General features: G+C 72.3%; 22 protein-coding genes and 2 pseudogenes. 9 read left to right on the top strand and 15 right to left on the bottom strand.

What is annotated here, in order from left to right; all coding sequences use genetic code 11:
• Window positions 1–18: 18 nt before the first annotated feature.
• The 10 genes from ACZ49B_RS09590 to ACZ49B_RS09545 form a co-directional block, all read right to left on the bottom strand.
• The gene (locus tag ACZ49B_RS09590) at window positions 19–1,125 is read right to left on the bottom strand and encodes a hypothetical protein (protein WP_468302547.1); all 1,107 of its coding nucleotides are present in this window, start codon (window positions 1,123–1,125) and stop codon (window positions 19–21) included.
• Window positions 1,126–1,130: 5 nt separating this feature from the next.
• Window positions 1,131–2,597, bottom strand: a complete 1,467-nt coding sequence (locus tag ACZ49B_RS09585) for an oligosaccharide flippase family protein (RefSeq protein WP_468302544.1) — start codon at window positions 2,595–2,597, stop codon at window positions 1,131–1,133.
• A complete protein-coding gene (locus ACZ49B_RS09580; protein WP_468302541.1) occupies window positions 2,594–3,349 on the bottom strand; it encodes a YveK family protein in 756 nt (251 codons plus the stop codon). The genes ACZ49B_RS09585 and ACZ49B_RS09580 overlap by 4 nt, the downstream gene beginning before the upstream one ends.
• A 126-nt stretch (window positions 3,350–3,475) precedes the next feature.
• On the bottom strand, window positions 3,476–4,585 hold the full coding sequence (gene wecB, locus ACZ49B_RS09575; RefSeq protein ID WP_468302538.1) for a non-hydrolyzing UDP-N-acetylglucosamine 2-epimerase: 1,110 nt from the start codon (window positions 4,583–4,585) through the stop codon (window positions 3,476–3,478).
• A 4-nt stretch (window positions 4,586–4,589) separates the two neighbouring features.
• On the bottom strand, window positions 4,590–5,846 hold the full coding sequence (locus tag ACZ49B_RS09570; RefSeq protein WP_468302535.1) for a nucleotide sugar dehydrogenase: 1,257 nt from the start codon (window positions 5,844–5,846) through the stop codon (window positions 4,590–4,592).
• Complete coding sequence (locus ACZ49B_RS09565; protein ID WP_468302532.1) at window positions 5,846–6,640, bottom strand: WecB/TagA/CpsF family glycosyltransferase; 795 nt, start codon at window positions 6,638–6,640, stop codon at window positions 5,846–5,848. Before ACZ49B_RS09565 ends, ACZ49B_RS09570 begins: the two co-directional genes overlap by 1 nt.
• Entirely contained in the window at window positions 6,637–7,824 is a 1,188-nt protein-coding gene (locus ACZ49B_RS09560; protein ID WP_468302529.1) for a hypothetical protein, read from the bottom strand. Before ACZ49B_RS09560 ends, ACZ49B_RS09565 begins: the two co-directional genes overlap by 4 nt.
• Window positions 7,825–8,252: 428 nt before the next feature.
• Entirely contained in the window at window positions 8,253–8,852 is a 600-nt protein-coding gene (locus ACZ49B_RS09555; protein ID WP_468302526.1) for an acyltransferase, read from the bottom strand.
• Between the two features lie 107 nt (window positions 8,853–8,959).
• Window positions 8,960–10,417 carry an alpha/beta hydrolase family protein gene (locus ACZ49B_RS09550; RefSeq protein ID WP_468303365.1) on the bottom strand — a complete coding sequence of 486 codons (1,458 nt, stop codon included), beginning with the start codon at window positions 10,415–10,417 and terminating at the stop codon, window positions 8,960–8,962.
• Between the two features lie 261 nt (window positions 10,418–10,678).
• Window positions 10,679–11,461, bottom strand: coding sequence for a hypothetical protein (locus ACZ49B_RS09545; protein WP_468302523.1), 783 nt, complete (start codon window positions 11,459–11,461; stop codon window positions 10,679–10,681).
• 139 nt (window positions 11,462–11,600) lie between these two features.
• On the opposite strand from ACZ49B_RS09545, the gene ACZ49B_RS09540 reads away from it, so the two are divergent.
• Entirely contained in the window at window positions 11,601–12,278 is a 678-nt protein-coding gene (locus tag ACZ49B_RS09540) for a class I SAM-dependent methyltransferase (protein ID WP_468302519.1), read from the top strand.
• A gap of 220 nt (window positions 12,279–12,498) precedes the next feature.
• Window positions 12,499–12,789, top strand: a pseudogene (locus ACZ49B_RS09535) (aminoglycoside phosphotransferase family protein); the annotation flags it as partial.
• Between the two features lie 78 nt (window positions 12,790–12,867).
• Here the strand turns inward: ACZ49B_RS09535 and ACZ49B_RS09530 are convergent.
• Together ACZ49B_RS09530 and ACZ49B_RS09525 are read right to left on the bottom strand one after the other, a co-directional pair.
• Window positions 12,868–13,203 carry an alpha/beta hydrolase gene (locus ACZ49B_RS09530; RefSeq protein WP_468302516.1) on the bottom strand — a complete coding sequence of 112 codons (336 nt, stop codon included), beginning with the start codon at window positions 13,201–13,203 and terminating at the stop codon, window positions 12,868–12,870.
• 52 nt (window positions 13,204–13,255) lie between these two features.
• Window positions 13,256–13,624: pseudogene (locus ACZ49B_RS09525) on the bottom strand (alpha/beta hydrolase); the annotation flags it as partial.
• Between ACZ49B_RS09525 and ACZ49B_RS09520 the strand changes: the two are divergent.
• Window positions 13,547–13,987, top strand: coding sequence for a hypothetical protein (locus ACZ49B_RS09520; protein ID WP_468303434.1), 441 nt, complete (start codon window positions 13,547–13,549; stop codon window positions 13,985–13,987). The pseudogene ACZ49B_RS09525 and the gene ACZ49B_RS09520 sit on opposite strands and share 78 nt — an antisense overlap.
• A 266-nt stretch (window positions 13,988–14,253) precedes the next feature.
• On the opposite strand, the gene ACZ49B_RS09515 is transcribed toward ACZ49B_RS09520, so the two are convergent.
• Together ACZ49B_RS09515 and ACZ49B_RS09510 are read right to left on the bottom strand one after the other, a co-directional pair.
• The gene (locus tag ACZ49B_RS09515; protein ID WP_468303362.1) at window positions 14,254–14,913 is read right to left on the bottom strand and encodes a response regulator; all 660 of its coding nucleotides are present in this window, start codon (window positions 14,911–14,913) and stop codon (window positions 14,254–14,256) included.
• Window positions 14,914–14,924: 11 nt separating this feature from the next.
• On the bottom strand, window positions 14,925–16,190 hold the full coding sequence (locus ACZ49B_RS09510; protein WP_468302513.1) for a sensor histidine kinase: 1,266 nt from the start codon (window positions 16,188–16,190) through the stop codon (window positions 14,925–14,927).
• A gap of 299 nt (window positions 16,191–16,489) precedes the next feature.
• Between ACZ49B_RS09510 and ACZ49B_RS09505 the strand changes: the two genes are divergently transcribed.
• From ACZ49B_RS09505 to ACZ49B_RS09480, 6 genes are all read left to right on the top strand, one after another.
• Window positions 16,490–17,947, top strand: a complete 1,458-nt coding sequence (locus ACZ49B_RS09505; RefSeq protein ID WP_468302510.1) for a hypothetical protein — start codon at window positions 16,490–16,492, stop codon at window positions 17,945–17,947.
• A gap of 85 nt (window positions 17,948–18,032) precedes the next feature.
• Window positions 18,033–19,322, top strand: a complete 1,290-nt coding sequence (locus ACZ49B_RS09500; RefSeq protein ID WP_468302507.1) for an AAA family ATPase — start codon at window positions 18,033–18,035, stop codon at window positions 19,320–19,322.
• The gene (locus tag ACZ49B_RS09495) at window positions 19,319–20,551 is read left to right on the top strand and encodes a vWA domain-containing protein (RefSeq protein WP_468302504.1); all 1,233 of its coding nucleotides are present in this window, start codon (window positions 19,319–19,321) and stop codon (window positions 20,549–20,551) included. The genes ACZ49B_RS09500 and ACZ49B_RS09495 overlap by 4 nt, the downstream gene beginning before the upstream one ends.
• Window positions 20,552–20,857: 306 nt before the next feature.
• Window positions 20,858–21,454: a phosphatase PAP2 family protein gene (locus ACZ49B_RS09490; RefSeq protein WP_468303359.1), complete on the top strand. Its 597-nt coding sequence runs from the start codon at window positions 20,858–20,860 to the stop codon at window positions 21,452–21,454.
• Between the two features lie 282 nt (window positions 21,455–21,736).
• Complete coding sequence (locus ACZ49B_RS09485; protein WP_468302501.1) at window positions 21,737–22,558, top strand: FTR1 family iron permease; 822 nt, start codon at window positions 21,737–21,739, stop codon at window positions 22,556–22,558.
• Between the two features lie 51 nt (window positions 22,559–22,609).
• Window positions 22,610–23,800 carry a GDSL-type esterase/lipase family protein gene (locus ACZ49B_RS09480; protein ID WP_468302498.1) on the top strand — a complete coding sequence of 397 codons (1,191 nt, stop codon included), beginning with the start codon at window positions 22,610–22,612 and terminating at the stop codon, window positions 23,798–23,800.
• An 81-nt stretch (window positions 23,801–23,881) separates the two neighbouring features.
• Here ACZ49B_RS09480 and ACZ49B_RS09475 read toward each other — a convergent pair whose 3' ends face one another.
• Complete coding sequence (locus ACZ49B_RS09475) at window positions 23,882–26,182, bottom strand: immune inhibitor A domain-containing protein (protein WP_468302495.1); 2,301 nt, start codon at window positions 26,180–26,182, stop codon at window positions 23,882–23,884.
• Window positions 26,183–26,355: the final 173 nt, after the last annotated feature.

Genomic DNA, 26,355 nt, shown 5'->3' with positions numbered 1-26,355 from the left:
CGTCAGGGAGCACGGTGTTCAGGAGGTGGGCTCGGGGACCACGGGCCGGCCGTCGGCCGTGCGGTTGCCGCGCCACACGTTCCCGGCGCCGCCCGCGTTCCAGGCGGCGACCAGCCCGTACGCGCCGCTGTTGGGGTGGTACTGGGCGGAGAACACGTTGTCCGTGACCTGGATGCCGGTGGCGCCGGGCCCGCCGCCGTAGAGGGCGTACGCCCCGCCGGCCAGCCAGTTGCCGTCCACGACCACGGAGGAGACGCTGCCCGTGTCCGCGAAGAGCCCGATGGCCGCGCTGGCGCCCTGCTCCACGGGGACGGGGTTCAGCAGGGTGTTGTGGCGGATGGTGAGGCGGCCCTTGTTGCCGCCGCCGCTGATGACGGCGTCGGTGTGCTGCCACTCGCCGCCCTGGTTGCGGAAGGCGACGATGTCGTGCACGTAGTTGTCGTGCAGCTCGCCCTGGCCCATCGAGAGGGCGTTTCCGAACACGGAGACGTCGCACCAGCCGACCTCGATCGAACTGCCGCCCATGTTGGAGACCGCGTAGTCGACGCCGCCGTTGTCCGGGCCCTTGCCCGGTACGGCGGTGATGGTGGTGTGCAGGACGCGCAGGCCGCTGTAACCGGGGCGGAGGTTGATCCCCCACCAGTTCGTCGAGGTGATCCGGCTGTCGATGATCGTGACGTCGTTGGCGTAGACGTCGAGCGAACCGCGGATGTCCCAGCCCTTGATGACCATGCCGTCGGTCTTGACGGACATGTTCCCCGTGTCGTGCCGCTCCAGCGCGATCCGCGGGCCGGTGGTGCGGGCATCGGGGAATCCGCAGGCGCCCGGCGAGGAGCAGGGGCCGCCGGGCCCCGGGCTCGTACCCGGCGAGGGCGTGGCCGACGGCGGCGCCGTACTGGCGGAAGGGCTCGGACTGCCCGATGCCGACGGGTCTGCGGAGGGCGGGGCCGACGGCGTGGACTCGGGCGGGGGAGTGGCGCCGGGGCACTGGAGGGCGCTGTCCGGGCAGGGCCCGGCCGAGGGCTCGCTCACCCCGGTCCGGTCGGCCTCGTACAGGGCCAGTACGACAGCCAGTACGAGCAGGGCGAGCAGCGATGCCCCGAGACGCCTCCGGTCGCGTGCCACGGCGGCTACCCCGCTGCCTGCGGGGCGCCGCGCAGGAAGCCGAGGCTCGGCAGGATGCACAGGGCGTAGCAGACGGTGCCCGCGGCCGCGGTCGCGAGGAGCGCGAGGACGCCGTCACCGAGGAGCCGTTCCAGGCCGAGGACCACGGCGGCCATCACGACGCCGCCGAGGAAGGGCCAGGCGCAGGCCCGGGCCACGGTTCCCAGGGTCACGCCGCCGCGGTGCAGCGCGATGAGGAACACCGGCACCACGACGGCGCCCGCGACCAGGACGTGTCCCTGGGCCACACCCACGATCCCGCCGGCGCCGGCGCCGATCACCAGGGCCGGGACCAGGACGACGAGCCAGAGTCCCTGGACGCCGATGAGCGAGCGGCGCCGGCCGATGGCGACCAGGCAGTCGTAGGCCAGCTCACAGCCGATCCGGACCATGCCGAGCACCATCAGCCAGGGCAGCGCGGCGGCCGCGGGCAGCCAGCGCTCGCCGTAGACGAGCCCGACGATCGGTGCTGCCAGCGCGGCCAGCAGGACGCAGAGCGGGACGGTGCCGGTCATCACCACGCCCAGGGCGCGGCCGAATCCGCCGGCCAGTGCCCCCGGCGAGTCCGCCAGCCGGGAGAACCCGGCGAAGGAGACCCGGCGGGCCGCCTCGGAGATGATCCGCACGGGCCAGCCGGAGATGTTGAACGCGAGCACGTAGAAGCCGAGGGCCAGCTGGTCGAGGGCGGAACCCACCACCATGGTGTCGACGTTGACGACGCCGAGGGCGAGCATGCTGGCCCCGGCGAGCGGCAGCCCGAAGCGGAGGAGCGCCCGCGCCTGCTCCCGGTCCCAGCCGAACTTCAGGGTGCCCGGCGCGGCGAGGCAGCAGCCGACGAGGGCGGCCGCGTTGCCCGCGACGGAGCCCCACGCGAAGCTCATCGCACCCCACCCCTCGACGGCCAGCAGAAGCGTCACCCCGGTGCTGAGGACGAAGTTGAGGGCGTCGATGGCCATCCGCTTGCCCTGGGCGAACTCCCGGGTCAGGAACCCGGCCGGCACCTGCGACAGCCCGTCGAGGACCACGCACACGCACATCACCCGCAGGATCCCGGAGGCCTCGGGCGCGCCGAGCACCCGGGCCACCGCCGGGGCCGCCGTGAACAGCACGGCGTACAGGAGGAGGCTGGAGGAGACGCTCAGAGTGAGCACGGTGGGGGCGAAGCGGCGCGGGTCGCCCTCCCAGCGCACGATGGCGAGGGAGACGCCGAGCTCGTTCGCCGAGAGCAGGACCAGCAGCACCGTCTGGGCGATCCCGTACACGCCCCAAGCCTCGGGGCCGAGGAAGAAGCGGGCGAGGACGATGCCGGTGACGAAGTTGCCGAGGCGCATGACCACGGTGTTGACCAGGCTCCACCGGGCGGCGGAGCCGACCCTGCGCCCCAGCGACGGTGCCTCGGGCGCGGCCTGGACACCGGTGTCGGTCCCCGTCACGGCGACGATCCGGCGGAGGCCCGGGCGGTACGGGAGGCACTCGCCCCGGAGTCCGCGGCGTCGGGCACTCCCACCGGCTCGGCGGTCCCGGCGGGGGCGTTCCCGGCGGGGGCGTTCTCGGCCGGCGCGGGCCGGTGCCGGCCCGGCTTGCCCGACCTGCGGCGCCGGGCCTCCACGAAGAAGGTGGCCACCAGGCTGAGTACGAAGCCCAGCGCCCCCGCCATGATCAGGTACTGGAGCCGGGTCTTGGTCTGCGCCTCCGGCTTCTGCGGCGGGACGATCGTCGCCATGCGGATCATGGCCTCCGCCGTCACCGACTGCTGGGCCTGGAACTCCTGCAGCCGCTTCTCGGCGTAGGCGGTGAACACCTGGTCCGACTTCAGGACGGCGGCCGGATCGGTTCCGGTGACGCTCAGCCACATGAAGGGCCCCTGGGCGTTGTCGGCGATCTTCGCCTCGTACTCCCCGGTGACGCCTTGGGACTTGAGGTCGGCCCGGGAGTCGTCGGAGTTGAGATTGCGGGCCAGGCCGTCGGCCATGCCGGTGAGCGAGGCCTGTGTGCTCAGGAAGGGGTTTCCGTCGAAGGCCACCGTGGCCTTCTTCGAGTTCAGGAGGGTCACCGTGCTCTGTGACCGGTACTCCACCGGGACCAGCACGTACACGCCGGCGATGAGTGCAGCCGTGAGCAGCAGTCCGGGCAGCAGTACGTACCAGCGCCTGCACATGACCCGCCAGATCTCCGCGAGATCCATGGTCTTCCCCCTCGCGGCGGCATCGTGTCCTCCACGCGCCGCCGCTCTTTCATCTGTGTGATTACGGTTGTTGCATCCTGCGGTGGTGCTTCGTTGCGCTTCCTCGCCGACCGGTGCCTGCCCGCGCTACGGCGCCAGGTCGGTGGGCCGCAGCCGGGTCCCCGCGGTACCGCCGTCCAGCAGGACCTCGGCGATGCGCTCGCTCGCGCGGCCGTCCCAGAGCGCGGGGCACCGCGCCGCGGGCGGATCGTCGAGCACCCGGTTCACCGTGGCCGTGATGCGCCCCGGGTCGGTGCCCGCCAGTACGTTGGTGCCCTCCTCGACGGTGATCGGCCGCTCGGTGTTCTCCCGCAACGTCACGCAGGGCACGCCGAGGGCGGTCGTCTCCTCCTGGACGCCCCCGGAGTCGGTGAGCACCACCCGGGCGGCGTCCTGCAGGGCGATGAAGTCGAGGTATCCGGCGGCCGGGACCATCCGGATCCCGCCGGGGACCCCGATCTCGGCCAGCCGCTCCGCCGCCCGCGGGTGCACGGGCAGCAGCAGCGGACAGCGGTCGGCGATCTCGCCCAGCGCCTTCAGCAGGCCGCGCAGCGCGCCGGGGTCGTCCACGTTGGCCGGCCGGTGCAGGGTGACCAGGCCGTACCCGCCCCGGGTGAGCCCGTACCGGTCCAGGACGTCCGAAGCCCGGGCCCGGTCCAGGTTGGCGAGCAGGGTGTCGATCATGACGTTGCCGACGACGTGGATCTGGTCCTCCCGGTATCCCTCCGACCGCAGGTTCGCGGCCGCATCGGGGGAGGGAGCCAGCAGGTAGTCGCTGACGCGGTCGGTGGCGACGCGGTTGACCTCCTCCGGCATGCCCCAGTCCCGGCTGCGCAGTCCGGCCTCGACATGGGCCAGCAGCGGACCGGCCTTCGCGGTGACCAGGGCGCAGGCCAGCGTGGAGTTGATGTCGCCGACCACCACCACGACGTCCGGGGCCAGTTCGTCGACCAGCGGCTCGAAGGCCGCCATCACCCGGCCGGTCTGCTGGGCGTGGGTGCCGGACCCGGCGCCCAGGTACCGGTCGGGGGAACGGATGCCGAGGTCGCGGAAGAACACGTCGTTCATGGACTCGTCGTAGTGCTGTCCGGTGTGGACGAGGACCACCTCGGCGCCTCGGCGCTCCAGCGCGTCCATCACCGGTTTGATCTTCATGTAGTTGGGCCGTGCTCCGGCCACGCAGATGATTCTGGGCATGCTGTCAGAGCACCTCCACGGCGGGACCGGAGACCCGGTTGCGGCAGTCGAGTACGAAGGAGGCGTGCTCGGTGATCATCGCGTAGTCGAAGGAGTCGTGGTCGGTGAGCAGGACGACCACGTCGGCGGAGGCCAGCTCCTTGCGGGTCGGCTCGACCCGCACGAGCCGGGCGTCGACCTTGAGGCCCTCCACCACGTGGGGGTCGGCCGCGCGCACCTTGGCGCCCATGTCGAGCAGCAGCTGGGAGATGCGTACCGCCGGCGACTCCCGGGCGTCGCCGGTGTTCTTCTTGTACGCCAGCCCCAGCAGCAGGATCCGGGAGCCGTTGACCGAGCGGCGCTTGGCGTTGAGCGCGTCGATGACGCGGCGCGCCACATACTCGGGCATGTGGCCGTTGATGTCGTTGGCCAGCTCGACGAAGCGGAAGTTCTGGCCGAGTTCGCGCTGGACCCGCCAGGACAGGTACGACGGGTCGATCGGCAGGCAGTGTCCGCCGACCCCTGGCCCCGGCGTGAACTTCATGAAGCCGAACGGCTTGCTGGACGCGGCTTCGATGGCCTGCCACACGTCGATGTCGAGGTGGCGGGCGAACATGGCTATCTCGTTGACCAGGGCGATGTTCACGTGCCGGAAAGTGTTCTCCAGCAGCTTCGCCAGCTCGGCCTCCTTGGGCGAGCGCACCGGCACCGTCTTGTCGACGAGGCCTCCGTAGAAGGCCTCCACCGCCTTGAGCGAGGCGGCGTCCACGCCGGAGACGACCTTGGGCGTCTGCTGGAAGCCCCAGACGGTGTTGCCGGGGTCGATCCGCTCCGGGCTGTAGCCGAGGTGGAAGTCGGCACCGGCGGTGAGGCCGGAACCGTCCTCCAGGATCGGGCCGAACAGCTCCTCGGTGGTGCCCGGGTAGGTGGTGGACTCCAGGACGACGGTCGCACCGGGCCGCAGGAAGCGGGCCAGGGTGTGCGCCGACTCCTCGATGTAGCGCAGGTCGGGGGCACCGTCCTGTAACGGGGTCGGGACCGTGACGACCGCGATGTCGAAGCCGCCGCAGTCGCGCGCGAGTTCACTGGGCTGGTAGGAGCCGCGCTCCAGCGCCCGGGTCAGCCGCTCGGAGGAGACGTCCTCCACGTACGACTCGCCGGCGGCGAGGCTCTTGACCCGCCGGGCGTCCACGTCGTACCCGACCACGTGGTGTCCGACCTCGGCGGCCCTGATGGCCAGCGGGAGGCCCACGTATCCCTGTCCCACGACGACGACGCGCATCAGTGACTCCTGTTCGCGGAACCGGCAGACGGTATGGCAGACGGTGTACGGCGGACGAGTTCCCGGACCGTCATGAGGAGGAAGGCGGTGTTGGTGGTGAGGTAGCGCTTGCCGAGGCGGCGCGGCTCCTGCAGGGCCCGGTAGAACCATTCGAGGCCCATGCGCTGCCAGACCACGGGGGCCCGCTTGGTGATGCCGGCCAGGATGTCGAAGGAGCCGCCGACGCCGTGCACCACGTGGGCGCCGGTGCGCTTGCCGTACCCGGCGGTGAAGATCTCCTTCTTCGGCGAGGTCATGCCGAGGAACAGCAGCTGGGCGCCGCTCGCCGCGACGGCGTCGGCCACCGCCGCCTGGTCGGCGTCGTCGAAGTAGCCGTTGCGGCTCCCGGTGACGCGCAGCGCCGGGAAGCGCTCGGCGATGCGGCCGAGCATCAGGTCCAGTACGTCCTGCCGGGCACCGAGCAGGTAGACGGGCACGTCCGCGGTCTCGGCGGCGGCCAGCAGCCGCATGAACAGGTCGATCCCCGCGACCCGTTCGGGAAGTCGGACGCCGAGGACGCGGCCGGCCCACACCACGGCTTGGCCGTCGGCCAGGACGAGGTCGCAGCCGGAGACCGCCGCCGCGAGGCGGGGGTCGCGCCGCATGTTGACCAGCTTGGCGGCGTTGACCATGCCGATCTCGATCTGTTCGCCGCGCCGTACCGCCTCGAGGCAGCGTCGTACGGTCTCGTCCATGGTCAGCGCGTCGAGCGTGACCCCGAAGAGGGTCGGGCGGGAGGGTCGGTGAGCAGTCATCTCTGCAACCCCCCGAGCCAGGCGTGGAGCAGCCAGCCGAACTCGTACGGCCTGCACTCGCGGTCGATCACGACGGGGCGGAAGATCCTGTCGAGCGGAGCGAGCCGCGCCTGCGGGGCCACCTTGGTGGTGACTCCGCGGGCGGCGCGGACGGCCTTCGCGGGGTCGCCGCGGTGGACCTTGCGCCAGGTGACCCCGTACTTCTCGAGGATCATGGGCTCGCGCGGGGTGCCGTCGGGCCCGCTGATCTCGGGCACGTCCGTCATCCAGCGCAGCCCCCGGCGGACGGCGGCGCCGAAGTCGGTGCCCCCGGCGTCGGCGAGGTCGAACAGGGCGGTCGGTGCCATGGCGTGCTGGTGCACGCTGTAGACGGGGTAGCCCTCCACCACGCCGCCGGTGCGGGCGTCGTAGTGCCACCACCACTGGCCGCCGTCCCCCTGGAGGGCGCAGATCCGGGCGGCGCAGGCGTCGGCGGCCGCGAGGGCCTGCGGGTCCGGGCCGCTCGCGTGCAGCCGGGCCAGAGCCTGGAGCGGATAGGTCTGGTCGGCGAAGCAGGCCACGTGGGAGCGGTACCCGGGGACCAGCCCCGGCCCGGTGGCGTGCGGGAACAGCGGACTGCCCGGCGCCCGGGCCGCCAGCAGGCGGTCGCGGGCGGCCGCCAGGCGGTGCTCCACGTCCGCCGAGGTACGGGCCGCGGCGAGGGCGGAGAGCACCCAGGCCGCCTCGACGGTGTACTGCGGCCGTCCGGGGACGTCGAGCGCGGCCACCCGCGCGAGGGCGTCCGCCAGCTTCGGGTGCCCGGTCTCGGCGGCCGCCCAGGCGATGAGCGCCGCGTCCCCGAGGTTCGTCACCACGGGCAGCCGCTCCACCAGCAGCCCCGTGTACTCCTCGGCGCTGTGTCCGCCGAACAGGGCGCGCTGCCGCTCTTCGGGCAGGAACCGCGCCCCCAGCGCGGTGATGGCCGCGTACCGGGTGCTCGTTCCGCGCCCCTCCACGCGGCGGACGCCGTCGGAGGTGACCGTCCCCACCCGGGTGAACACGAAGGTGTCGGAGCCCGGCAGGTACATGTCGGGCAGTCCCGCCTCGGCCAGCGCGAGCAGCCGCTCGGCGAGGGCGTGCAGCGACGGGTGCTCGTGGGCCAGTGCTTCTAATCGTGCTGCTCGTGCTGCTCCTGCTGCGGTCACCGGGTCCCCACCCCGGTTCCCCGTGTGCTGCGCGCACCTCGTATGTCCGAGCTGTACGGCTCCAACACACCTACCCCCTCTGATCGCTCCTCGGACAGACCTGGCGGTCGTCGTTCCGCGGAGGGGACTGCGCATGACGGCGCACGTGCCGGCGGTGTGATCTCCCCGAAGGCACGAACCGTCCGGGGCCGCCCACTGGATCCCCCCAGCGATGCCCCGGACCGGAGCACGCGCGAACGGCAGCGCCGGGCGGGCGCGATGATGCGCCGTCCGTCACCTGGTCCGCGATGCCCTCGTCGTGTACAACCCCCCACTGAACAAAGCCTGTTGCCTGCTCAGATCCCGTGTACAGGGACAAGGTATGCCCAAGGGTGTTCGTTGATTGCGGTTTTGAGGAAATGCCGCTGACCTAAATTGCCGACGTACCGTCAGGTCCGCTCGAGCAGGGTTTCGCCCTTCTCCTCGTGCAGCGCACCGGTGCGCGGGCACTCCCACACACCCGGTTCGCCCTCGCGCTCCACCAGGCGGACCCCGGCCCGGCCCACCCAGCCGATGCGGCGTGCCGGTACCCCTGCGACCAGTGCGAAGTCCGGTACGTCCCGGGACACGACCGCGCCGGCCGCGACCAGCGCCCACCGCCCGATGCGCACTCCGGCCACACACACCGAACGGGCCCCCAGCGATGCCCCCTCGGCCACCACGACACCTGCGGCCTCCCAGTCGCCGCCCCGCTTCTGCCGGCCGTCGGGGTCCACGGCCCGCGGATAGAAATCGTTGGTGAGCACGGCGGCCGGGCCGATGAACACCCCGTCGGCGAGTTCGGCGGGCTCGTAGACGAGTGCGTAGTTCTGCAGCTTCACGTTGTCGCCGATCCGTACGCCGGGTCCGACGTACGCCCCCCGCCCCACGATGCAGTCGCGCCCGAGCCGGGCGTCCTCCCGTACCTGCGCCAGATCCCAGATCGTGGTCCCGTCCCCGAGTTCGGCCGTCTCGTCGACCTGGGAGGAGGGTTGAATGCGGACACTCACGCGGCGGTCCCCTTTGCGGCTGGAGGTACTGACGTAGCTGGAGGTACTGACGTAAGGGGGGAGCATATGCGCCGCGCGGTCGGTCCACCGGGAGATCAACCGACTGTTCAGACAGCGGACTTGGGGTCCCGGGCGGGGTGGTGGACGACGAGGGTGCCGTACGCGGACAGCGCTGTGGCCGGGTCGCCCGAGGAGTGACGCAGGGTGCTGTCGAGGAAGGCGAGGCTCGCGGCGGCGGTGATGTGTGGGCCCGCTGTGCGGTCCAGGGAGCCGACGAGTGAGGGGAGGGGCGGCAGGTAGAGGGGCGCGTCCGTGAAGGTGAGGTGTGCGGCTCCGGGGACGGTGAGGCGGTAGCTCGTTGCGGTGCCGAGGTCGAGGACGCGGGTGAGGTGTGGGATGTACTCCGGGTCGGTGTCCGGGCCGATGGCCTGGGTGAGTGCCAGCACCGGCTGGGGGAAGGGCTGCGGCGTCGGGTCGTGGGGAGCGCCGTCCAGGTCGATGACCGCGGCGAATCGGGCGTCCTGGCGGGCCGCCTGCAGGGCCGCGGCGCCGCCGAGGGAGTGGCCGGCTGCGACGACGCGGCCGGTGTCGAGGTGTCCGGCGAGCGGGCCGGCGATCTCGCCGCCGTGGATGCGGCCCAGCTGGGTGCGTACGAAGCTGAGGTCCGCGGCGCGGACCGCCGTCCAGCCGGCCGCCCGCTTCTCGTCCTCGGCGGCGTCGCCCGTCGCCGCGACCTTCGTACGGATCGTGCGGCCGTCGGCGAGCACGACGGCGGCGGAGTCGTAGGGGTGGTCGAGGCCGACGACGACGTAGCCGTGGCCGGCCAGCTCCTCCGCCCAGGCCGTGTTCTGCGTACGCACCCCTCCCAGCCCGGGGGAGAACAACACGACGGGGAACGGTTCTCCGTCGCCGGCCACGGGTACGTCGAACGCCGCGTGCGTGTGGGCGCGCGGGAGGCCGTCCAGCAGGATTCCGGGCAGACCGGCGTAGTCGGCGAGGCCGTCGGAGACCACGCGAGCCTCGTCTGCGGTGCGTCCGAGGTACTGGGCGTGGCGGGTGCCCGCGGTGTCCTTCCGGGCGGGGTACCAGAACTGGGCGACGACCGTACGCCGGTCCTCGGGTGCGGCGGTGGCGGTCTCGGGGCGCTCGGGGTCGGTGAGCTCCAGCACGGTGGTGCCGACCGCGAACGGGCCGGACGGCTCGGGGAACACCGGCGCGGGCAAGGCCCAGGCCGCTGCCGGGCCCACGGCGATCAGCGCGAGGCACACCACCGACCCGGGCAGCGCGAGCCACCACGGAGCCCTGCGCGCCTCCCGCCCGGTACGCCGTCGCAGCAGCGGCGACAGCGCGAAGGGGAGCGCGACCGCTGCGCCGGCCAGCACCGGCACCATCTGCCAGCGCAGCCCGAGCACGCCGAGCGCCGCCCCGGCCACTGCGACGACCGCAGGCGCGGCGACGGTGACCGGCCCCCGGAGCCGGGGCGGAAGCCACCGCGCCAGGACCAGCGCGGCTGCTCCCAGCACCAGGAGAACCTCCCAGGGGGACATCTGCACATGTGCACTCATCGCGTTCACGTCGCCATCGTCGAGGCGTCCGGGCATCGTGGCGTCACCCTCGGGTCGGGTCGACCCTGCGACCTGAGTCGCATCGACTGCCCTCCGGATCGCCGCCGGGCGGGGCACATCGGGAATTCCTCTTGTCATATGCCTGTCGCGTTGCGCGTATCCGTGCATATGGTGTGGCTCCGGACCATCCCGGGCACACGGCCCTCCCGCACTCCCCACGGGAGGGCCGTCGCGCGACCCCTCACCCGTGGCGTACGCGGGTCAGCGCACGGCAGCGGCCCGGAGCGCGGTGGTCATGTCTGCAGCCTCTTTGAGACCCGCCTGGTCCACCAGTCGTAGGCCCCCGAAGGTGGTCGCGTCGCTCCAGGCGCAGATGGCCTGTTCGCCGTCGGGTCCGTCGACATGCCCGCAGCTCAGGCCGCCGCCTGCCGGTCCGGCGTCGAAGCTGGTCACGTCGCGCGCTTTCGCCCCCGCGAAGAAGTTGCGGAACTCCTGCTTGACCGAGGTGCTTGCCTTGTACTTGCGATACCCCGGGTCCCAGTCGGTGCTGTTGACCATGAAGAGGGCGTGCAGGTTCTCGTCCCCGTCCTTGTCGTAGTACCCGAACTTCCCGGAGGGTTTCGCACGGCCGGCCAGCACCTCGGCCTCGGCGCGATCGGCGGCGTTCCCCGTCATCAGCCGGAAGCCCGCGAAGTCCTCGGGCACGGTGGCCGTGCGGGGCCCGCCCGCGGCCGCCGTCCCTGCATCGTTGCTGCCGGTGCCGGCACGTGTCTGTGCGGCCGGAGGCTCCGGGTGGTAGGAGATCGTGGCCTTCACCGCCGCCCCTGCGGCGATCAGCACCATGACGGCGATGACGAGGGCCCGGCGCTTGGCCCGCACCCCACCCAGGGCCGCGGCTTCGGCGGCGCTGTTGGGGCTGGGGTTGCGCCAAGCAGTGGTGAGGCGCCAGACGGCCGCGATGGCAACGGCTGCAGCCGTCGACACCCCCACAACCTGGCCGATGGCATAACTCTGCGAGGTGGTGTCGACGGACAGCATGATCATGCCAAGCATCGTACGCGTGACCGAACCCGGTGGATCACGATCCGACCACCGTGGTACCGGCGATGAGCCTGGGCATCATCCCCACCGAGCGGACTTCGTCCACTACTGACGCACCGACGCAACCGAGGAGGTACCCACCGTGGAACGGACCACCCGCAGCGGTCGCGACGCGGCGTTGAACGCCCGGACATGGGACGTCATCGTCGGCAGCCGCAATCCGACGCCCCGGCCCTTGGACTGGCTGTTCCGTCCGGCCGCGGGACCGGGGCCCGAACTCCTCGGTGACGTACGAGGCGCCACGGTCGCCGAACTCGGCTGCGGGCAGGGCCGGCACCTCGCGGGCCTGGCCGAGTGCGGGATCGCCCGAGGCATCGGCATCGACGTGTCGCCGGTCCGACTCGGTGACGCCGCGTTCACGTTCGCCGAGGTGGACCAGGTCGAGTGGTGGCTCGGCGACGCCGTCACCGCGGCCGCGCACCTGCCGGACCTCGACATCGCGTACTCCGTCTTCGGAGCCATGTGGTTCGCCGATCCGCACGACCTGCTGCCGGTCCTCGCCCAGCGCGTCCGCCTCGGCGGGCGGCTCGTCTTCTCATGCCTCACCCGGTCGCCAGGGATGCCCGAGGGCCGCCGCCGGATGCTCGTACGCACCGGTCCCGCCCGGTCGATGTGGACCGTCCGGCACATGTACTCCGTATCCGGCTGGGTGCGTCTCCTCGCCGAGCACGGCTTCCTCACGGATCGGGTCATCCGGCCCACCGATCCGGTGAACGCCTTCTGGGGCACCTGCGTTTTCGTGGCACTCCGGTCCCGCTGAGCGCCGGCCGTTGGGCGTTCCCGCATGAGCGCGACGACGAGCGGTTCGCGATGCTGCTGGAGCGTGTTCAGTCGGCCACGCTGGCAGAAATCGACGAGGGCGACGAGGTGGTGACGGTCGCCGAGCGGCTCAATCGCCGCCTGGCCATCCCCGCACCATCCGGCCTGCCTCGGCTGCGAGACCAGGCCGACGCCTGGGAGGAGCAGCTGCGCCAGATGCCGTGGAGCTGGCGCACACCCTGTCGGAACACGTGGTGGACGCAGCCGTGGCGACCGTTCGCGAGCTGGGCCGGACCCAGCCGGACACCCTCATCCACGGTGACCTCCATGCCCGGAACATCCTGCGCGCCGACCGCGAGCCGTGGCTGGTCGTCGACCCCCAAGGGGTACGTGGGAGACCCCGCCCACGACGGCGGACGCTGCTCAAGTCGCATGCCCTGTCGCTCCTTGCAGCGGATGACCTGCTCATGGCCGTCCATCGCGTCCTGGACGTCTCCGCCGAGGCGGCGGAACTCGACCGCGAGCGCGTCCGGCGCTGGGCCCAGTTCCACGCCGTCCAGGCCGCGTTCCGGGGCGCCGCCACGGCGGCTTCAGATGAGGAAGTCGAGCAGGATCTGGCGGCTGGTCTGGGAGGTCAGGCTGCCGTAGGCGTCATCGAAGGCGTGCTCGGCGAAGGGGAGTTGCTTCACCTGGGCGTCCACCCCCTGGGCGCGCAGCGCGTCCGCGAAGTCGGTGACGGTCTGCGGGCGGGCGCTGCGGTCGCGGTCGCCGACCACCAGCAGGGTGTGGGGCAGGGCGGAATTTATGCCGGTGGTGGGGGACACCTCGCGGTAGCGCTCGGGGTATTGCTGCGGCGTGCCGCCGGTGAACAGTTCGGCTGCCTCGCGGGACCCGGCCATGTCGTCCTGCCACATCCGGGTGGACATCGGTGCCGGGGTAGAAGCCGACGACGGACGCCGGGGGCCTGGGCATGTCGCCGGCGCTGGGCGTGATGGTGCCTGCCTGGAGCCGGTAGGCGGCGTTCATCGCGAGGGTACCGCCGGCGGACATGCCGCCGAGGGAGATCCGGGACGCGTCGATGCCGTACTGCTCGGCGTTCTGTTGGACCCAGCCGAGCCCACTGACCAGGTCCTGGGGTGCCTCGTTCCAGGTCGGATGGCCGGGTGCGGCCAGGCGGTAGTCGACGGCGACGACGGCGACCCCGCGGTCGGCGAGCCAGCGGCCGGTGCCCCGCAAGTCGCTCTTGTCGAAGGTGCGGAACCCGCCGGCGTGCGCGAGCACGATGGCCGGTGCCTTCCCGGCCGGGTCTCCGGTGGCCTGTCTCGGGAGGTAGAGGTCTGCCTTCAGAGGTGTGCCGTCCGGGCCGGCGTACGTGGCCGTCGTATCCGGAGTGGTGTCGGGGTAGCCGAGCCCGCTGAAGACCTGGCCGAACGAAACCTCCGTGCCGGCCTCCCGGGCGGCGGCGAACTGGACCCCGCCTATGACCAGCGCGCCGACGCCCGACAGCGCGGTGATCACGGTCACCGTGCGGCCCCAGCGCACGAGACCGCTACGCCAGGCCAGCACACCAAGGCCGACACCGAGCAGGGCGATGACCGCCATGTGGAAGGGGTACTGGCCGCCGAGCACCGGGCCGATCACACCGGCCTTCGGGATCGCCGGCAGGTACGCCCCGAGCACGATCGCCGCAACCAGGAAGGCCAGGAGTGAGGCGATCAGGGCGACGACCACGCGTCCGGCCCTCTTGAGCGGGCCGGGTACGGGGTTGGCGGGGTCGGTCCCCGTGGTCGGTGCCGGACTGCTGCGTAGGGACATGGCGGCGCTCCTGCGAGGTGCGAGACGTGTGGGTCAGGAGGCGATGGCGGCCCCCTTCTGCTGCCTCACCAATGTCGCTTCCGGCGGCCGTACCGCGCGTCCCCCGGCGGAGCCAACGTCCCGTGTAGCTCTTGAGGGGGATGCCGCCGAGTACGGGTACGTCACAGGCTGCTGGTGCCGGGAGTGACCAGACCGTTCTCCCAGGCGAGGACGGCGGCCTGAGTGCGGTCGCGCAGCTGCAGCTTGTGCAGGATGCGGCCCACGTGGGTCTTGACGGTCTCCTCGGCGACGCCGAGTCTGCCGGCGATCTCCCCGTTGGACAGACCCTGGGCGATCTGCGTGAGCACCTCGTTCTCGCGGTCCGTCAGCATGCCGATCCGTACCCCGGTCGGAGCCTTCGGTGTCCCGCTCGTGCGGGCGAACTCCGCGATGAGCCGCTTAGTGAGGTCGGGAGACAACAACGCCTCGCCTCGGGCCACCACCCTGACGGCCTCGGCGAGTTCCAGCCCGGAGGCGTCCTTGAGGAGGAAGCCGCCGGCACCGGCGCGCAACGCCGCGTACACGTACTCGTCGAGGTTGAACGTGGTCAGGACCAGGACCTTCGTGTCCGATCCCGGGCGGGAGGTGATCCGGCGGGTCGCCTCGATGCCGTCGAGGCCGGGCATGCGGATGTCCATCACGATGACGTCGGGCAGCAGGGCGTCGGCCTTGGCCACGGCGTCCGAGCCGTCCTGGGCCGTCGCAACGACCTCGATGTCGCTCTGGGCCCCGAGCAGGATGGAGAACGCTTCGCGGACCATGGCCTGGTCGTCGGCGATCATCACGCGGATCGTCACAGAGAGGCTTCCTTGTCGCGAGTACGGGAAGGGGCGGGCAGGCTCGCCACCACGGCGTAACCGCCGTCGGGGGTGGGGCCGGCGGAGAAGGCCCCGCCGAGTATCGCAGTGCGCTCCCGCATGCCGGTCAGCCCGTGTCCGGCGCCGCCGGACGGCGCAGCCGTGTGTGTCGCAGGCGAGTTGACCACCCGCACGCTCAGCCCGGCGCGCGTGAAAGACAGCCCGACCGTGGCCTCGGCGCCGGGCGCATGGCGCAGCGTGTTGCTCAGCGCCTCCTGCACGATGCGGTACGCCGACAGCTCCACGCCCGGCGGCAGCGGCCGACGGGCGCCTTGAATCCGTGCGGTCACCGGAACTCCGGCGCTGCGCACATTGGCCAGCAGCGCGTCCAACTGCGCCAGCGAGGGCTGTGGGGTGGTCCCCTCCGGACTCTCGCCGGTGGCGTCGGACCGCAACAGACCGAGCATGTGGCGCAATTCGGCCAGACCCTCTTGCGCGTTGGCACGTATCGACGCCAGCTCCTTGACCAGTTCCTGCGGAGGATCCTGAACCCGATAGGGGGCCGCGTCCGCCTGGATCGAGATGACCGACATGTGGTGGGCGACCACGTCGTGTAGCTCCCGTGCGATGCGGGCACGCTCCTCCAGCACGGTACGCAGCGCCCGTTCGTGCGCCGTGACGGCGATCTGCTCCACCAGCCGCGCCCGGTCCTCGCGGCGGCCACGCGCGAACGAGCCGACGATTACGGCCCACGCGAACAGCGCACAGACACCGGTGAGGAACGCCCGGGAACCGACGGCGTAGCCGGCTGCCTTCAGGCACACCGCCGGCACGGCACTCAGCAGAGCGGCCACGACCGCCGAGGACACCGGTATGCGCAGGGAGAGCAGGAAGAGCGCCCCGGCGTGCACGGTCCACGTCCAAAACTGATTGTCGTGGGTGGGGGGATGGCCGATGGCTATGCCCGCGGTGAACGCCAGCGACAACCACCACGCCGGCACCGGGCGGCGCAGCCCCACCACCAGCATCGCCGCATGCGCGCAGGCCAGGACCCTGGCGGTGAGGTCCGCTCCGGTGGCCGAAAGGGCCCCGGCCCCGAGGACGACCAGGACCTGCGGCAGCCACCGCAGCCACTGCGGCCAGGTCAAGGGCGGCATGGGCTGGGCACGGGCGGTCCACAGGTCCGCCCGCAGGCCACGCAGCGTGAACCGTCCTGCCGCCGCCCCGACATCGGGCTCGGACACCAGATCACGCCTGGTCACGGTGTGCTTCCTTCGCCGTGCCGCAGTGGTTCCTCGAGGTGTGCGCAGTTCACAGGAGTTCCTTCCAGCTGTTCATCCGCACCCGAGGTTACGGAGCCCGGCCCCTGCCGGCGTCCCGCCACGGAGCCGCATCGGCGCGTAGCTCTCCAGAGCTACGCGGGTGCGCTCCTGCTGTTCGCCGATGGCTACGGCACGTACAAAAACACCTGGCAGACCAGCTGGTGGGCCCGTATGGTCAACGCGATGATGACTCACACCGCTCACAGAATGGGGGTCCCGTCCGCGCAAGGTGAGTGCTGATGGCCACTCACACCGCGAACGAGGAATCCCCTCTTTCCCTCTGGCACCTTTCCCTCTGGCTGCGCGTGCGCGAGTTCGCCGTGCCGCCGTCCATGATCGAAACCGCGACCGCCCGCCGCCTCGCCGGGGACTGGGCCGGGGCGTGCGCCGCCGCAGGCATCGACGTCGATCTCAACCTGCGTTCCGCGGCGCGTACCCACGGCCGTGAACTCGCGGCCCGGATCCGGGCCGATCTCCGCCACCTGGTTCCCGACCTGCTGCGCTGGCACATGCCCAGGATCGCTCCCGACGGACTGCTCCGCCCGGGCCTGACCCTCTCCCTGGCCCGGTACGACACCCCTGGGAACGTAGGCGCACGACCGGTTCACCTCGTCGCACGGACGATGCCGGCGTGGGCGGATGCCGGTCAGCGGATCAGCCTCGCGCTCTGGGACGGATCCCCCGACGATGCCGGCGCGCGTCGGCATCCCCACCCCCATCCCCACCCCCATCCCCACCCCCGTTTCCGCCTCGACCTCCACCGCCACCTGTGGGACGCGCGCAGGACCGATGAGCTCCGGACCCGGTCCGGGGCCGAGCCGCTGCCCGCCCACGTCACCCCCGCAACGGACCCGGACGTGCTCGGGCTCCTGCCCCAGGGGCGGCGCTGTGCCGTGGACCGGTGGGCGGCCGAGGCGGCGATCCTGCTCCGGGCCGACGGGCGTTCCACCCCTACCGTCACCGTACGGCTCGGGTCCCGGCAGAGGATGGACCTGGACCTCGTCGCGAACAGAGGCGGTAGCGGCGACCGGTACGACAGCGACGCCGACGGGCCGCCCGTACTACGGATCTCGGCGGCGTCCACGCCCCCCGGCGCCTGTCCGCCCCCGGTCCTGCCCGACGCGGCGACCTGGCTGCTGCCCGACCTGGAACTGCTCCGCACCGGTTCCATCGACGCCGATCGGCTGCACCCGCTGGTCGCGTCGGCACTCGTACCGGATCACGCGCCGACCGGCCCGCCCCGGATCCCGGACCGGGCCGGCCGACCGCACCTCGTCGAGTGCCGGGGAGCTCGGCACCGGATCGGCCTGGTCGACGGCGTACTGGCCCCGCTCGACCACGACCCGGGCGAGATCCGCCGGGAGGAACTGCTGGTCGCCCTGACCGGAACCCCGCTGCCCTGCCTGCAGGCGATCGACGAGGCGCACCGTCGTCCGGACTGCCTCACCGGGGTACGCGAACGCCTGGACCACGGCGACACCGCCGGTGCCCTGGCCGTCGTCGAGAACCTGCTGGGCCCCGACGCACTGCTGCGCGACGGCGCCCTCCGGGACGAACTGGAGGCGGCCGCGCGGCAGCGGATCACGTACGGGCTGTTCAGAGCCGGCCTGATCGGCCCCGGACCCGGCCGCATCCGCCCGGGCCCAAGACGCCCCCGCGGGCACCGCTCGCATCCACGCCACACGGCAGGTCGCTGACCCGGCCAGGAAGCGGGGACCGCACTCGGTACCCCCTCACCGCCGTTCCCCCAGCGCACCACGAACCCACGAAAGGTGATCAGACATGCCCGCATACGCCCCAGTCACCGTACGCAGCACCGCCTCCCACCCCTCCCACCCCTCCCACCCCTCCGACGCCGCCGCCGACGCCTCCCAGCTCGACGTCGCCGGCAAGTTGCTGGCCCTGCTCCGCGACACCACCACCGAACCGCGCCCCGACACACAACTCGAGGCCCTGACCCTCGCCGTGGCCGCCGACCTGCCCGTACTGCTGTGGGGCGAGCCGGGGATCGGCAAGACCGCGGCCCTCACCCAGCTCGCCGCGTCGCTGGACCTTCCCCTGACCACCGTCATCGCCAGCGTCCACGAGCCGTCCGACTTCTCGGGCCTGCCCGTCATCGGGGACGACCCCGCCGAGCAAGGCGTTCCCATGGCCCCGCCGGACTGGGCCGTACGCCTCGTGCGGGCCGGCCGGGGACTGCTGTTCCTGGACGAGCTGTCCACCGCGCCGCCGGCCGTACAAGCCGCCCTGCTCCGCCTCGTACTCGAGCGGCGGATCGGGGCCCTCCAACTGCCGCCCGGGGTCCGGATCGTGGCCGCGGCCAATCCGCGGTCCTCGGCGGCCGACGGCTGGGAGCTGAGCCCGCCGCTGGCCAACCGTTTCGTCCACCTCCAGTGGACCCACGACCACGACGTCGTCGTACGCGGCCTCGGCGGGACGTGGCCCCGGGCCGCACTGCCGCGGCTCGACCCTTCGATGCTGCCGCAGGCCGTGGACTTCGCCCGCCGAGCCGTGTGCGGGCTCCTCGCCGCCCGCCCCCGGCTCGTACACCAGCTGCCCAGCGGTGAAACCCGTCGGGGCGGCCCCTGGCCGTCACCTCGCAGCTGGGACATGCCCCTGAGCCTGATCGCCTTCGCAACCGCCGCCGGCTCTTCCCGCGACGTGCTCTCCCTGCTGGTCAGGGGCACCGTGGGGGACGGTCCCGGACTGGAGCTGCTGGCGAGCCTGGACCGGATGGACCTCCCGGACCCCGAGGCGGTGCTCGCCGATCCGGCGGGCGCGGTCCTGCCCGAACGGGGCGATCTGCGCCAAGCCGTCCTCGACGGCGTGGTGGAAGCGGTCCGCAAGCGCCCGGAGAAGACCCGCTGGGACGCGGCATGGGCGGTCCTGGTCCGGGCGCTGGAGACGGGAGCCCCAGACCTGGTGGTCGTCCCCGCGTCCACGCTCGCCTCGCTGCGCCGCGAGGAGTGGGACGTGCCGGCCGCGATCGAGCGGCTGGCCGGAGCGGTGTCCCTCTCCCGGCGAGCGGATCAGGCGGCGGCCCGGGCCGCCGCCACGAGGGGCCGACGATGACCGGGGAGGCAGCGGGGGCGCTGGACCTCGACAAGCTCTTCGCCGCCCGGCTGCACGCCGCGCGGGTCCGGCCCTACTTGGCGACCGCGCTGTTCGCCCTGCACACCGTGGAGTCGCGGCGGGTACCGACGATGGCCGTCGACCGGCACTGGCGGTGCTACGTCTCGCCGGCGTTCGTGGACCGCATGCCGGTGGAGGAACTGGCCGGGGTGTGGGTGCACGAGGTGTCGCACCTGCTCCGCGACCACCACGGGCGCGGCGACCGGGTCGCGCGGGAGCGCGGGCTGCACGGCCCCGGGGAACGGCTGCGGATGAACATCGCAGCGGACTGCGAGATCAACGACGACGTCTTCGGTGACGGGCTGGTCCGGCCCGAAGACGTGGTCGATCCGCAGTCCTTGGGGCTGTCCGAGGGGCAGCTCATGGAGGACTACCTGCGCCAGTTCACGCTCGGGCCCCGTACGCAGCACATGGCCTGGCTGGACTGCGGCAGCGGCGTCGACGGGCTGGAACGGGAATGGGACCTCGGGGAGGACGGCGCGCACGGACTCAGCGAGCAGGAACGCGACGCGGTGCGGTTCCGGGTGGCGCAGGGCATCAGGGGCCGTCCGGGGAACGCATCCAAGGGGTGGAAGCGTTGGGCGGAGGAGGCCTTCCACGCGCCGCAGCCGTGGCGGGACTTGCTGGGAGCGGCGGTCCGTTCGGCAGCCTCCGGTACCGGCGCGGGCGAGGACTACTCGTACGGGCGCCCGTCGCGGCGATCGGCCGGGCTGCCCGGCACTGTTCTGCCGAGCTTGCGGCGCCGGCCGCCCCGGGTGTCCGTGGTCATCGACACCTCTGCCTCCGTCAGCGACGCCGAGCTGGGCAGTGCGCTCCTGGAGGTCGCCGCGATCACCCGTGCCGTGGGCGGCCGTCGGGACCTGGTCACCGTGGTGGCGTGCGACGCGGCGGCCCGGATCGCCCATCCCCTGTGCCGTGCCGAGGGAATTGCGCTGGTGGGGGGTGGGGGTACCGATCTGCGTTCGGGCTTCGCGAAGGCGCTCCGAGCGGGGGCCCGGCCGGACGTCATCGTGGTCCTGACCGACGGGCAGACCCCTTGGCCGAGCACGCGACCGCCGTGCCGGACGGTGGTGGGCCTCTTTCCCCGACAGCAGTCGTGGGACGAGGACGACCCGGACTACGTGCCGGACTCGCCGCCCGAGTGGGCCCGCGTGGTCGCCATCGGATAGGCCCCCGGTCCTGATCGGGAGAACGAGATGCGCGACACGGGGCTCGTTGCGCTTGCGGCGCTGGAGCCCTGACCTCGCGTACGGTCGGGGGCTGCCTCACCCTGGGCCGGTCCGGGTTCCCGTCGGCCGAGGGAACGGGCTGCGCATTTTGATCGTCTACAGTTCCGCAGACGGGCTCTCACCCCTTCACCGCACGGGAGTTGTTCCCCCCATGGCAGCCTCTCCTCCGGGCGCCACGCCGCCGCGGATCGCCCCCTGATGAAGACCGGCCGGACACCGTCACCCACCCTCTGGGCCTTGGCCGCAGTGCTGTGCGCCGCGCTGTTCGCACTGCTGACCGCCCTGGTCGTGGCCCGACACGGCACCCCGTACGCCCTCGACGAGAGCTGGCACCGGTGGTCGGTGCAGCACCGACCCGCCGTCCTGGTGGCCCTTGCGCGCGGCATCACGGCCACCGGCAGCGGCCCCGTCCCGTACGCGTGCGCCGTCGCCGCCGGGCTCATCGCGGGCCGGGGTTCCCGCGGCCGGGTGATGACCGCCGCAGGCGCACTCGGCTTCCTGGTGCTGGTCCAGGCCGTGCGCCACGCCGTCCTGTACGGCGTGGAGCGGCCGCGTCCGCCCATGGCCGACTGGGCCGCGTTCGCCGCCTGGTCTTCCTTTCCCTCGGGGCACGCCACCACCTCGGTGATCGTGGCCGGGCTGCTGGCCTGGGCCGCATGGCGTACGGCGACTCCGGCCACCGCCCGGTTCTGCTGGGCTCTGGCGGCCTGCTGGGCGATCGCCGTCGGTCTGACCCGGGTCTACCTCGGCGTGCACTGGCCCACGGACGTGCTCGGCGGCTGGCTCTACGCCCTGACCTGGCTGACCGCCGCAAGGGCCGTGGCCGCCGCGCACCGCGTGTGACGTCAGGCTGTCGTTGTCGCCGCCGCGGGCGCCGCGGTAAACGGACGTACCGTCCGCCATCGCCTGCAGTTCCGTAGACAGAAGGGCAGCCTTGCCTTACCGCGGTCTGCAGCGGCCTTGCCGCCTCGCCGCCGTGCCACCCCCGGGAGCACCTGTGTCCCCACCTTCCCGCCCGGCGCTCGCCAGGACGCCCGTCACCCCGTTCGCCACACGGAACGACCCGCACGAGGGCAGGCTCCCCAGGGTTCGGGCAGCGGACCAGCGGCCGGCAGGTGAGCAGTGATGTCCGAAGCGGACCCGGAGCCCGGCCAGAGCGGGAACGGCGCGAGTACGGACGCGTCCGAGGGCGGGACCTCGCGGCGGGCGTTGCTCGGCTGGGGCGGCGCCGGTCTGGCGCTCGGCGCCGCCGTGGCCGGCGGTGCCGTTGCGGTCTTCCACGGCAAGTCCGCCCCCGACCCCGGCACGGGCGCCTCCGCCGTGCCCTTCCACGGCAGGCACCAGGCCGGTATCGCCTCCGCCGTCCAGGACCGGCTGCACTTCGCCGCGTTCGACGTGGAGACGAAGGACCGCGCGGAGCTCGTCCAGCTCCTCAAGGACTGGACGCGGGCCGCCGAGCGGATGACCGCCGGACTCCCCGTCGGCGAGGGCGCCGTCGGCGGCATGCCCGAGGCCCCGCCGGACGACACGGGCGAGGCCCTGGGCCTCAAGCGCGGCGTCCTGCTCGGACTCCTGACCTCCGTGGTGCTGGGCTGGCTGTTCTACCGCGGTGCGCTGAAGATCAACCTGTCCACGTTCTTCGCCTGGACCGGGGCCATGCTGATCGTCGTCGCGGCGGGCGTCCTCGCGTACGGGTTCCACGACCTCCAGGAGGCCGGCTTCCTCCCCGGCCTGCACACCCTCGCCTTCGACATCAGCGCGACCGTCCCGGCCGACAGCTGGTACGGGACCCTGCTCAAGGGCGTGTTCAACTTCCAGCCCGACCCGACCGTCCTCCAGGGGGTCGTCTGGGGCCTCTACCTCGTCCCGACGATGGTCCTCTTCCTGGCACCCCGGCGCCGTACCACCCCGGGCGACAGCCCGGCCCGTTCCACCACGGCCGGCTGAACCGGCACAAACTGATGTGCGGATCCGGCGTCCGGTTGACAGGCTGAGATCATGAACCACCCGCATGGATCCACGGGATCCGTCACACCCATCAGGGCCGAACTCCTGCGCGGGGCCCTCGACCTGGAGCGCACCGAGCACGGTGTGCTCCCGCACCGGCTGCCCGCCCGGGCCCGCGCGCAGTGCGCCGACGGGCAGCTGGCCATGGCGGAGGCCCAGCCCTCCGGCGTTCGGCTGGTGTTCCGCACCCGGGCCACCGTCGTCGAGCTGGACGCGCTCCGCACGAAGACGGCCTACGTGGGCGCACCGCCCCGCCCCGACGGCATGTACGACCTCCTCGTCGACGGCCGCTTGGCCGGGCAGTCCGGTGTGACCGGCGGCAACGTCCTCATGGTCGACATGACCACCGGGTCCGCGGAGACCCGCCCCGGGCCCGTCGGCACCGTCCGGTTCACCGGTCTGCCCGACCGGCCGAAGGACGTCGAGATCTGGCTGCCGTACAACGAGATCACCGAGCTCGTCGCCCTGCGCACCGACGCCCCCGTCGAGCCGGTACCGCAGGGGATCCGCAGGGTGTGGCTGCACCACGGCAGTTCGATCAGCCACGGCTCGGACGCCGCGAGCCCCTCCACGACCTGGCCGGCACTGGCCGCCTCGCTCGGCGACGTGGACCTGGTCAACCTGGGTCTGGGAGGCAGCGCCCTGCTGGATCCCTTCACCGCCCGGGCCATGCGGGACACCCCCGCGGACCTCATCAGCGTCAAGATCGGCCTCAACCTGGTCAACATGGACCTGATGCGTCTGCGCGCCTTCACCCCGGCGGTGCACGGCTTCCTCGACACCGTCCGCGAGGGGCATCCCACCACGCCCCTGCTGGTCGTCTCGCCCATCCTGTGCCCCATCCACGAGGACGCGCCCGGCCCCACCGTCCCGGACTTCAGCACCCTGAGCGCAGGGAGGCTGCAGTTCCGGGCCGCGGGCGACCCCGCGGAGCGCGCCGGCGGGAAGCTGACGCTCAACGTCATCCGTGAGGAGCTGGCCCGCATCGTGGAACAGCGGGCGGCCGACGACCCCCATCTGTACTACGCCGACGGCCGCGAGCTCTACGGCGAGGCGGACTTCGCCGACCTCCCGCTCCCCGACCAACTCCACCCGGACGCGGCCACCCACCGCCGGATGGGCGACCGCTTCGCCGAACTGGCCTTCGGGACCGGCGGCCCCTTCACCGCCCGCAGCGACTGAGCGGCCACCCGGGAGCAGGAGCGGGCATCAGCCGCGGCCACCCCTCTCAGGCGGCCGCGGCCGGCAGCTCCGGGCCGTGCGTCAGGGGGACGGGGTGACCTGGACCGTGGTCAGGGCGCCCCCGGAGGCCTCCTTCACCACGGCGATCCGGGTCCCGGTGTCCGGTACCTTCACGCCCACCTGCGGCAGGTCGGCGTTCCAGTAGCCGCCCCGGTGGTCGTCGAAGACCGGGACGCCCGGCCGCGCCGGGATCAGTACCGGTACGCCCGCCTTGTGCAGCACGATCTCGTCGCTCGGGCGCGTCGAGAACGTCGCGTCGAAGGTCTGCGCCCGTGCGTTGAGCAGCGTCCCGTCGGCGTTGCGCAGCGGTTCCGGTCGCGCGTCGACGGGGAGCAGCATCCCTGCGCCGGGGTGCGCCTTCGTGGTGTTGTCGCTGTACGCCGTGTCCCAGAGCCAGATGAGCACGCCCTGCTGGTACGGGTAGAACTCCACCGTGTCGTTCCCGGCGCCGAAGTTGTACGGGCCGCTCTTGAGGTAGGCCCCGTAGCCGGTGTAGCGCCGGTTCTCGACCAGGTACGCGCGCGGGTGCTCCGCGGTGCCCGTACGGCCCTGCGTGCGCGACCACTTCAGCGCGTTCCAGCCGTTCGCGCCCTGCTCGGCGCCGTCGCGCAGCAGCTCCCGCTCACCCGCCGTGATGCGGATGTCGTCGAACGTGACGCCCTTGCCGTGCGTGTTGCCGTCCGAGGTCACCCGCAGCCGCAGCTGGATGTTGCGACCGGCCAACCCGTCGAGCGGTACGGCGAGTTCGGCCCAGCCGCCCGAGGTGCCGGAGATCCCCTTCACCGGGATCGCCGCGCCGCCGACGGTGCCCGGCAGGGGCGACCACGTCGTGCCGCCGTCCGTCGAGGCCTCCACCGTCAGGAAGTCGAAGTCCTGCTCGACGTCGTACCAGACACGGGCGTCGAGCCGGGCCGGCTGCCCCGTGCCGCCCGAGAGGTCGACCGTCCGGGTCAGGGTGTTGTCCATGAAGTCACCGGTGCCGCTCCACCACTGGCTGCCGCCCTCGTACGGGTCGGTCAGATCGGTGCGGGTCACCGACGGAGGCAGATGTACCAACAACGCCTGTGGATCCTCGGTGTTGTAACCGGAGACCCCGAGCACGGCGCGTGTCTTGCGGCCCGCGTCGGCCTCGGTGTACTCCAGCCAGCCCAGCTGCAGCTTGCTCCAGGGGTCGAGGTCGCCGGGGTAGTCGCCGGTGGTGTTCCGGCCCTTGCCGAGGTAGGAGGCCGACGACATCAGCGACCAGAAGTTGACGCTGTTGTCCCCGTCGGAGCTGTACAGGTCGGGCAGGCCGAGATCGTGCCCGAACTCGTGGGCGAACAGGCCGACCCCGCTGTTCTCGCCGCCGGTCAGGTAGTCGCCGGCCCAGATGCCGGAGTCGCCGACGGGGGCGCCGCCCGCCTTGTTGCCCGCGGGTCCCGCGCTGCCGGCCTGGTCCCAGTACGCGAACCAGCGGTGCGCCCACACGGCGTCCTTGCCCTGGTCACCGCCGCCCCAGGTCTGGTCCTTGCCCCCGTGGACGATGACGAGGTGGTCGAGATAGCCGTCCGGTTCGTCGAAGTTGCCGTCGTGGTCGGCGTCGTAGCGGTCCCACACGTCGTACTCGGCCAGCTGGGCCTTGATCTGCTCCGGGGTACGGCCCTTGGCGCGCTCGGTGTGGTACCAGGCGTTGGTGGCGTCGCGTACGAGGTCCCAGTTGGTGCGGCACTGGCCGGGCTCGGAGCAGTTGTCGGTCCCGTACCGGGCCTCGTTCCACGGCAGCCGTACCCAGTCGCTGACCTGGCCGTCCATGTCGTAGCGGCCGGAGGACTGCAGCCGGTAGTAGTTGCGGAGGGTGACCGCGCCGGGGTCGGTGCCGAAGAACTGCTGCTGGTAGTACGCCTGGCTGAAGTCCTTGCGCCACAGGGTGTGGTTGTCGCTCTTCGCCGGCTTGCCGATGGTGTTGTGGCGGGGGCCGGGTGTGCCGCCGAAGCGCGGCTTGCCCTCGAACTCGGTGGTCGTGTCCACCTGGTCGCCGAACTCGGCGAGGATCACGAAGACCTTGTCCTTGCGCTCCTGGGCGAGTTCGACGTACCGCTTGCCGACCGCGGCCCGGCGGGGGAGCGTGCCGTCCGCCTCGGCCGCGGTGGCGCCGGAGGCGACGCCCTCGAGCGCCTGGCGGCGCAGGCTCTGGCGCTGGAGCTCCAGCGGTGCGGGTGGTGGTGCCGGGGAGAGTTCGGGGGCCGGCCGCGCCGCGGAGGGCGGCGGGGCGGGTGCGGCGAGAGCGGGGGTGGCGAGGAGGGCGAGGGATATCGCCGCCACCACCGCGGGGAGTCTGCGCAACGTGGCTGACCTTTCGAGGAGTTCGGTCGAAGCGCAGGTAATATTTCACATGTCACAGGTGACGGCTAGGGTGTCGGAGCCGTCACAAGTTCGCCGGGGGGGGGGGGGGGGGGGGGGGAGCCCACCGCGCGGGACCCTTCGGGAAAAAAAAACCCAGTCCGCCCTCCCCGCTG

The sequence above is a fragment of the Streptomyces sp. NPDC031132 genome (assembly GCF_055570595.1).
This window is presented reverse-complemented; position numbering and strand designations above follow the sequence as displayed.

Excerpts from the sequence above, each read along its gene's own strand:
- ACZ49B_RS09495 (WP_468302504.1), top strand. The coding sequence starts at position 19,319 with ATGACCGGGGAGGCAGCGGGGGCGCTGGACCTCGACAAGCTCTTCGCC.
- ACZ49B_RS09515 (WP_468303362.1), bottom strand. The coding sequence starts at position 14,913 with ATGATCGCCGACGACCAGGCCATGGTCCGCGAAGCGTTCTCCATCCTG.
- ACZ49B_RS09545 (WP_468302523.1), bottom strand. The coding sequence starts at position 11,461 with ATGATCATGCTGTCCGTCGACACCACCTCGCAGAGTTATGCCATCGGC.
- ACZ49B_RS09565 (WP_468302532.1), bottom strand. The coding sequence starts at position 6,640 with ATGACTGCTCACCGACCCTCCCGCCCGACCCTCTTCGGGGTCACGCTC.
- ACZ49B_RS09500 (WP_468302507.1), top strand. The coding sequence starts at position 18,033 with ATGCCCGCATACGCCCCAGTCACCGTACGCAGCACCGCCTCCCACCCC.
- ACZ49B_RS09505 (WP_468302510.1), top strand. The coding sequence starts at position 16,490 with ATGGCCACTCACACCGCGAACGAGGAATCCCCTCTTTCCCTCTGGCAC.
- ACZ49B_RS09580 (WP_468302541.1), bottom strand. The coding sequence starts at position 3,349 with ATGGATCTCGCGGAGATCTGGCGGGTCATGTGCAGGCGCTGGTACGTA.
- ACZ49B_RS09485 (WP_468302501.1), top strand. The coding sequence starts at position 21,737 with ATGTCCGAAGCGGACCCGGAGCCCGGCCAGAGCGGGAACGGCGCGAGT.
- ACZ49B_RS09550 (WP_468303365.1), bottom strand. The coding sequence starts at position 10,417 with ATGAGTGCACATGTGCAGATGTCCCCCTGGGAGGTTCTCCTGGTGCTG.
- wecB (WP_468302538.1), bottom strand. The coding sequence starts at position 4,585 with ATGCCCAGAATCATCTGCGTGGCCGGAGCACGGCCCAACTACATGAAG.
- ACZ49B_RS09530 (WP_468302516.1), bottom strand. The coding sequence starts at position 13,203 with ATGTCCACCCGGATGTGGCAGGACGACATGGCCGGGTCCCGCGAGGCA.
- ACZ49B_RS09480 (WP_468302498.1), top strand. The coding sequence starts at position 22,610 with ATGAACCACCCGCATGGATCCACGGGATCCGTCACACCCATCAGGGCC.
- ACZ49B_RS09570 (WP_468302535.1), bottom strand. The coding sequence starts at position 5,846 with ATGCGCGTCGTCGTCGTGGGACAGGGATACGTGGGCCTCCCGCTGGCC.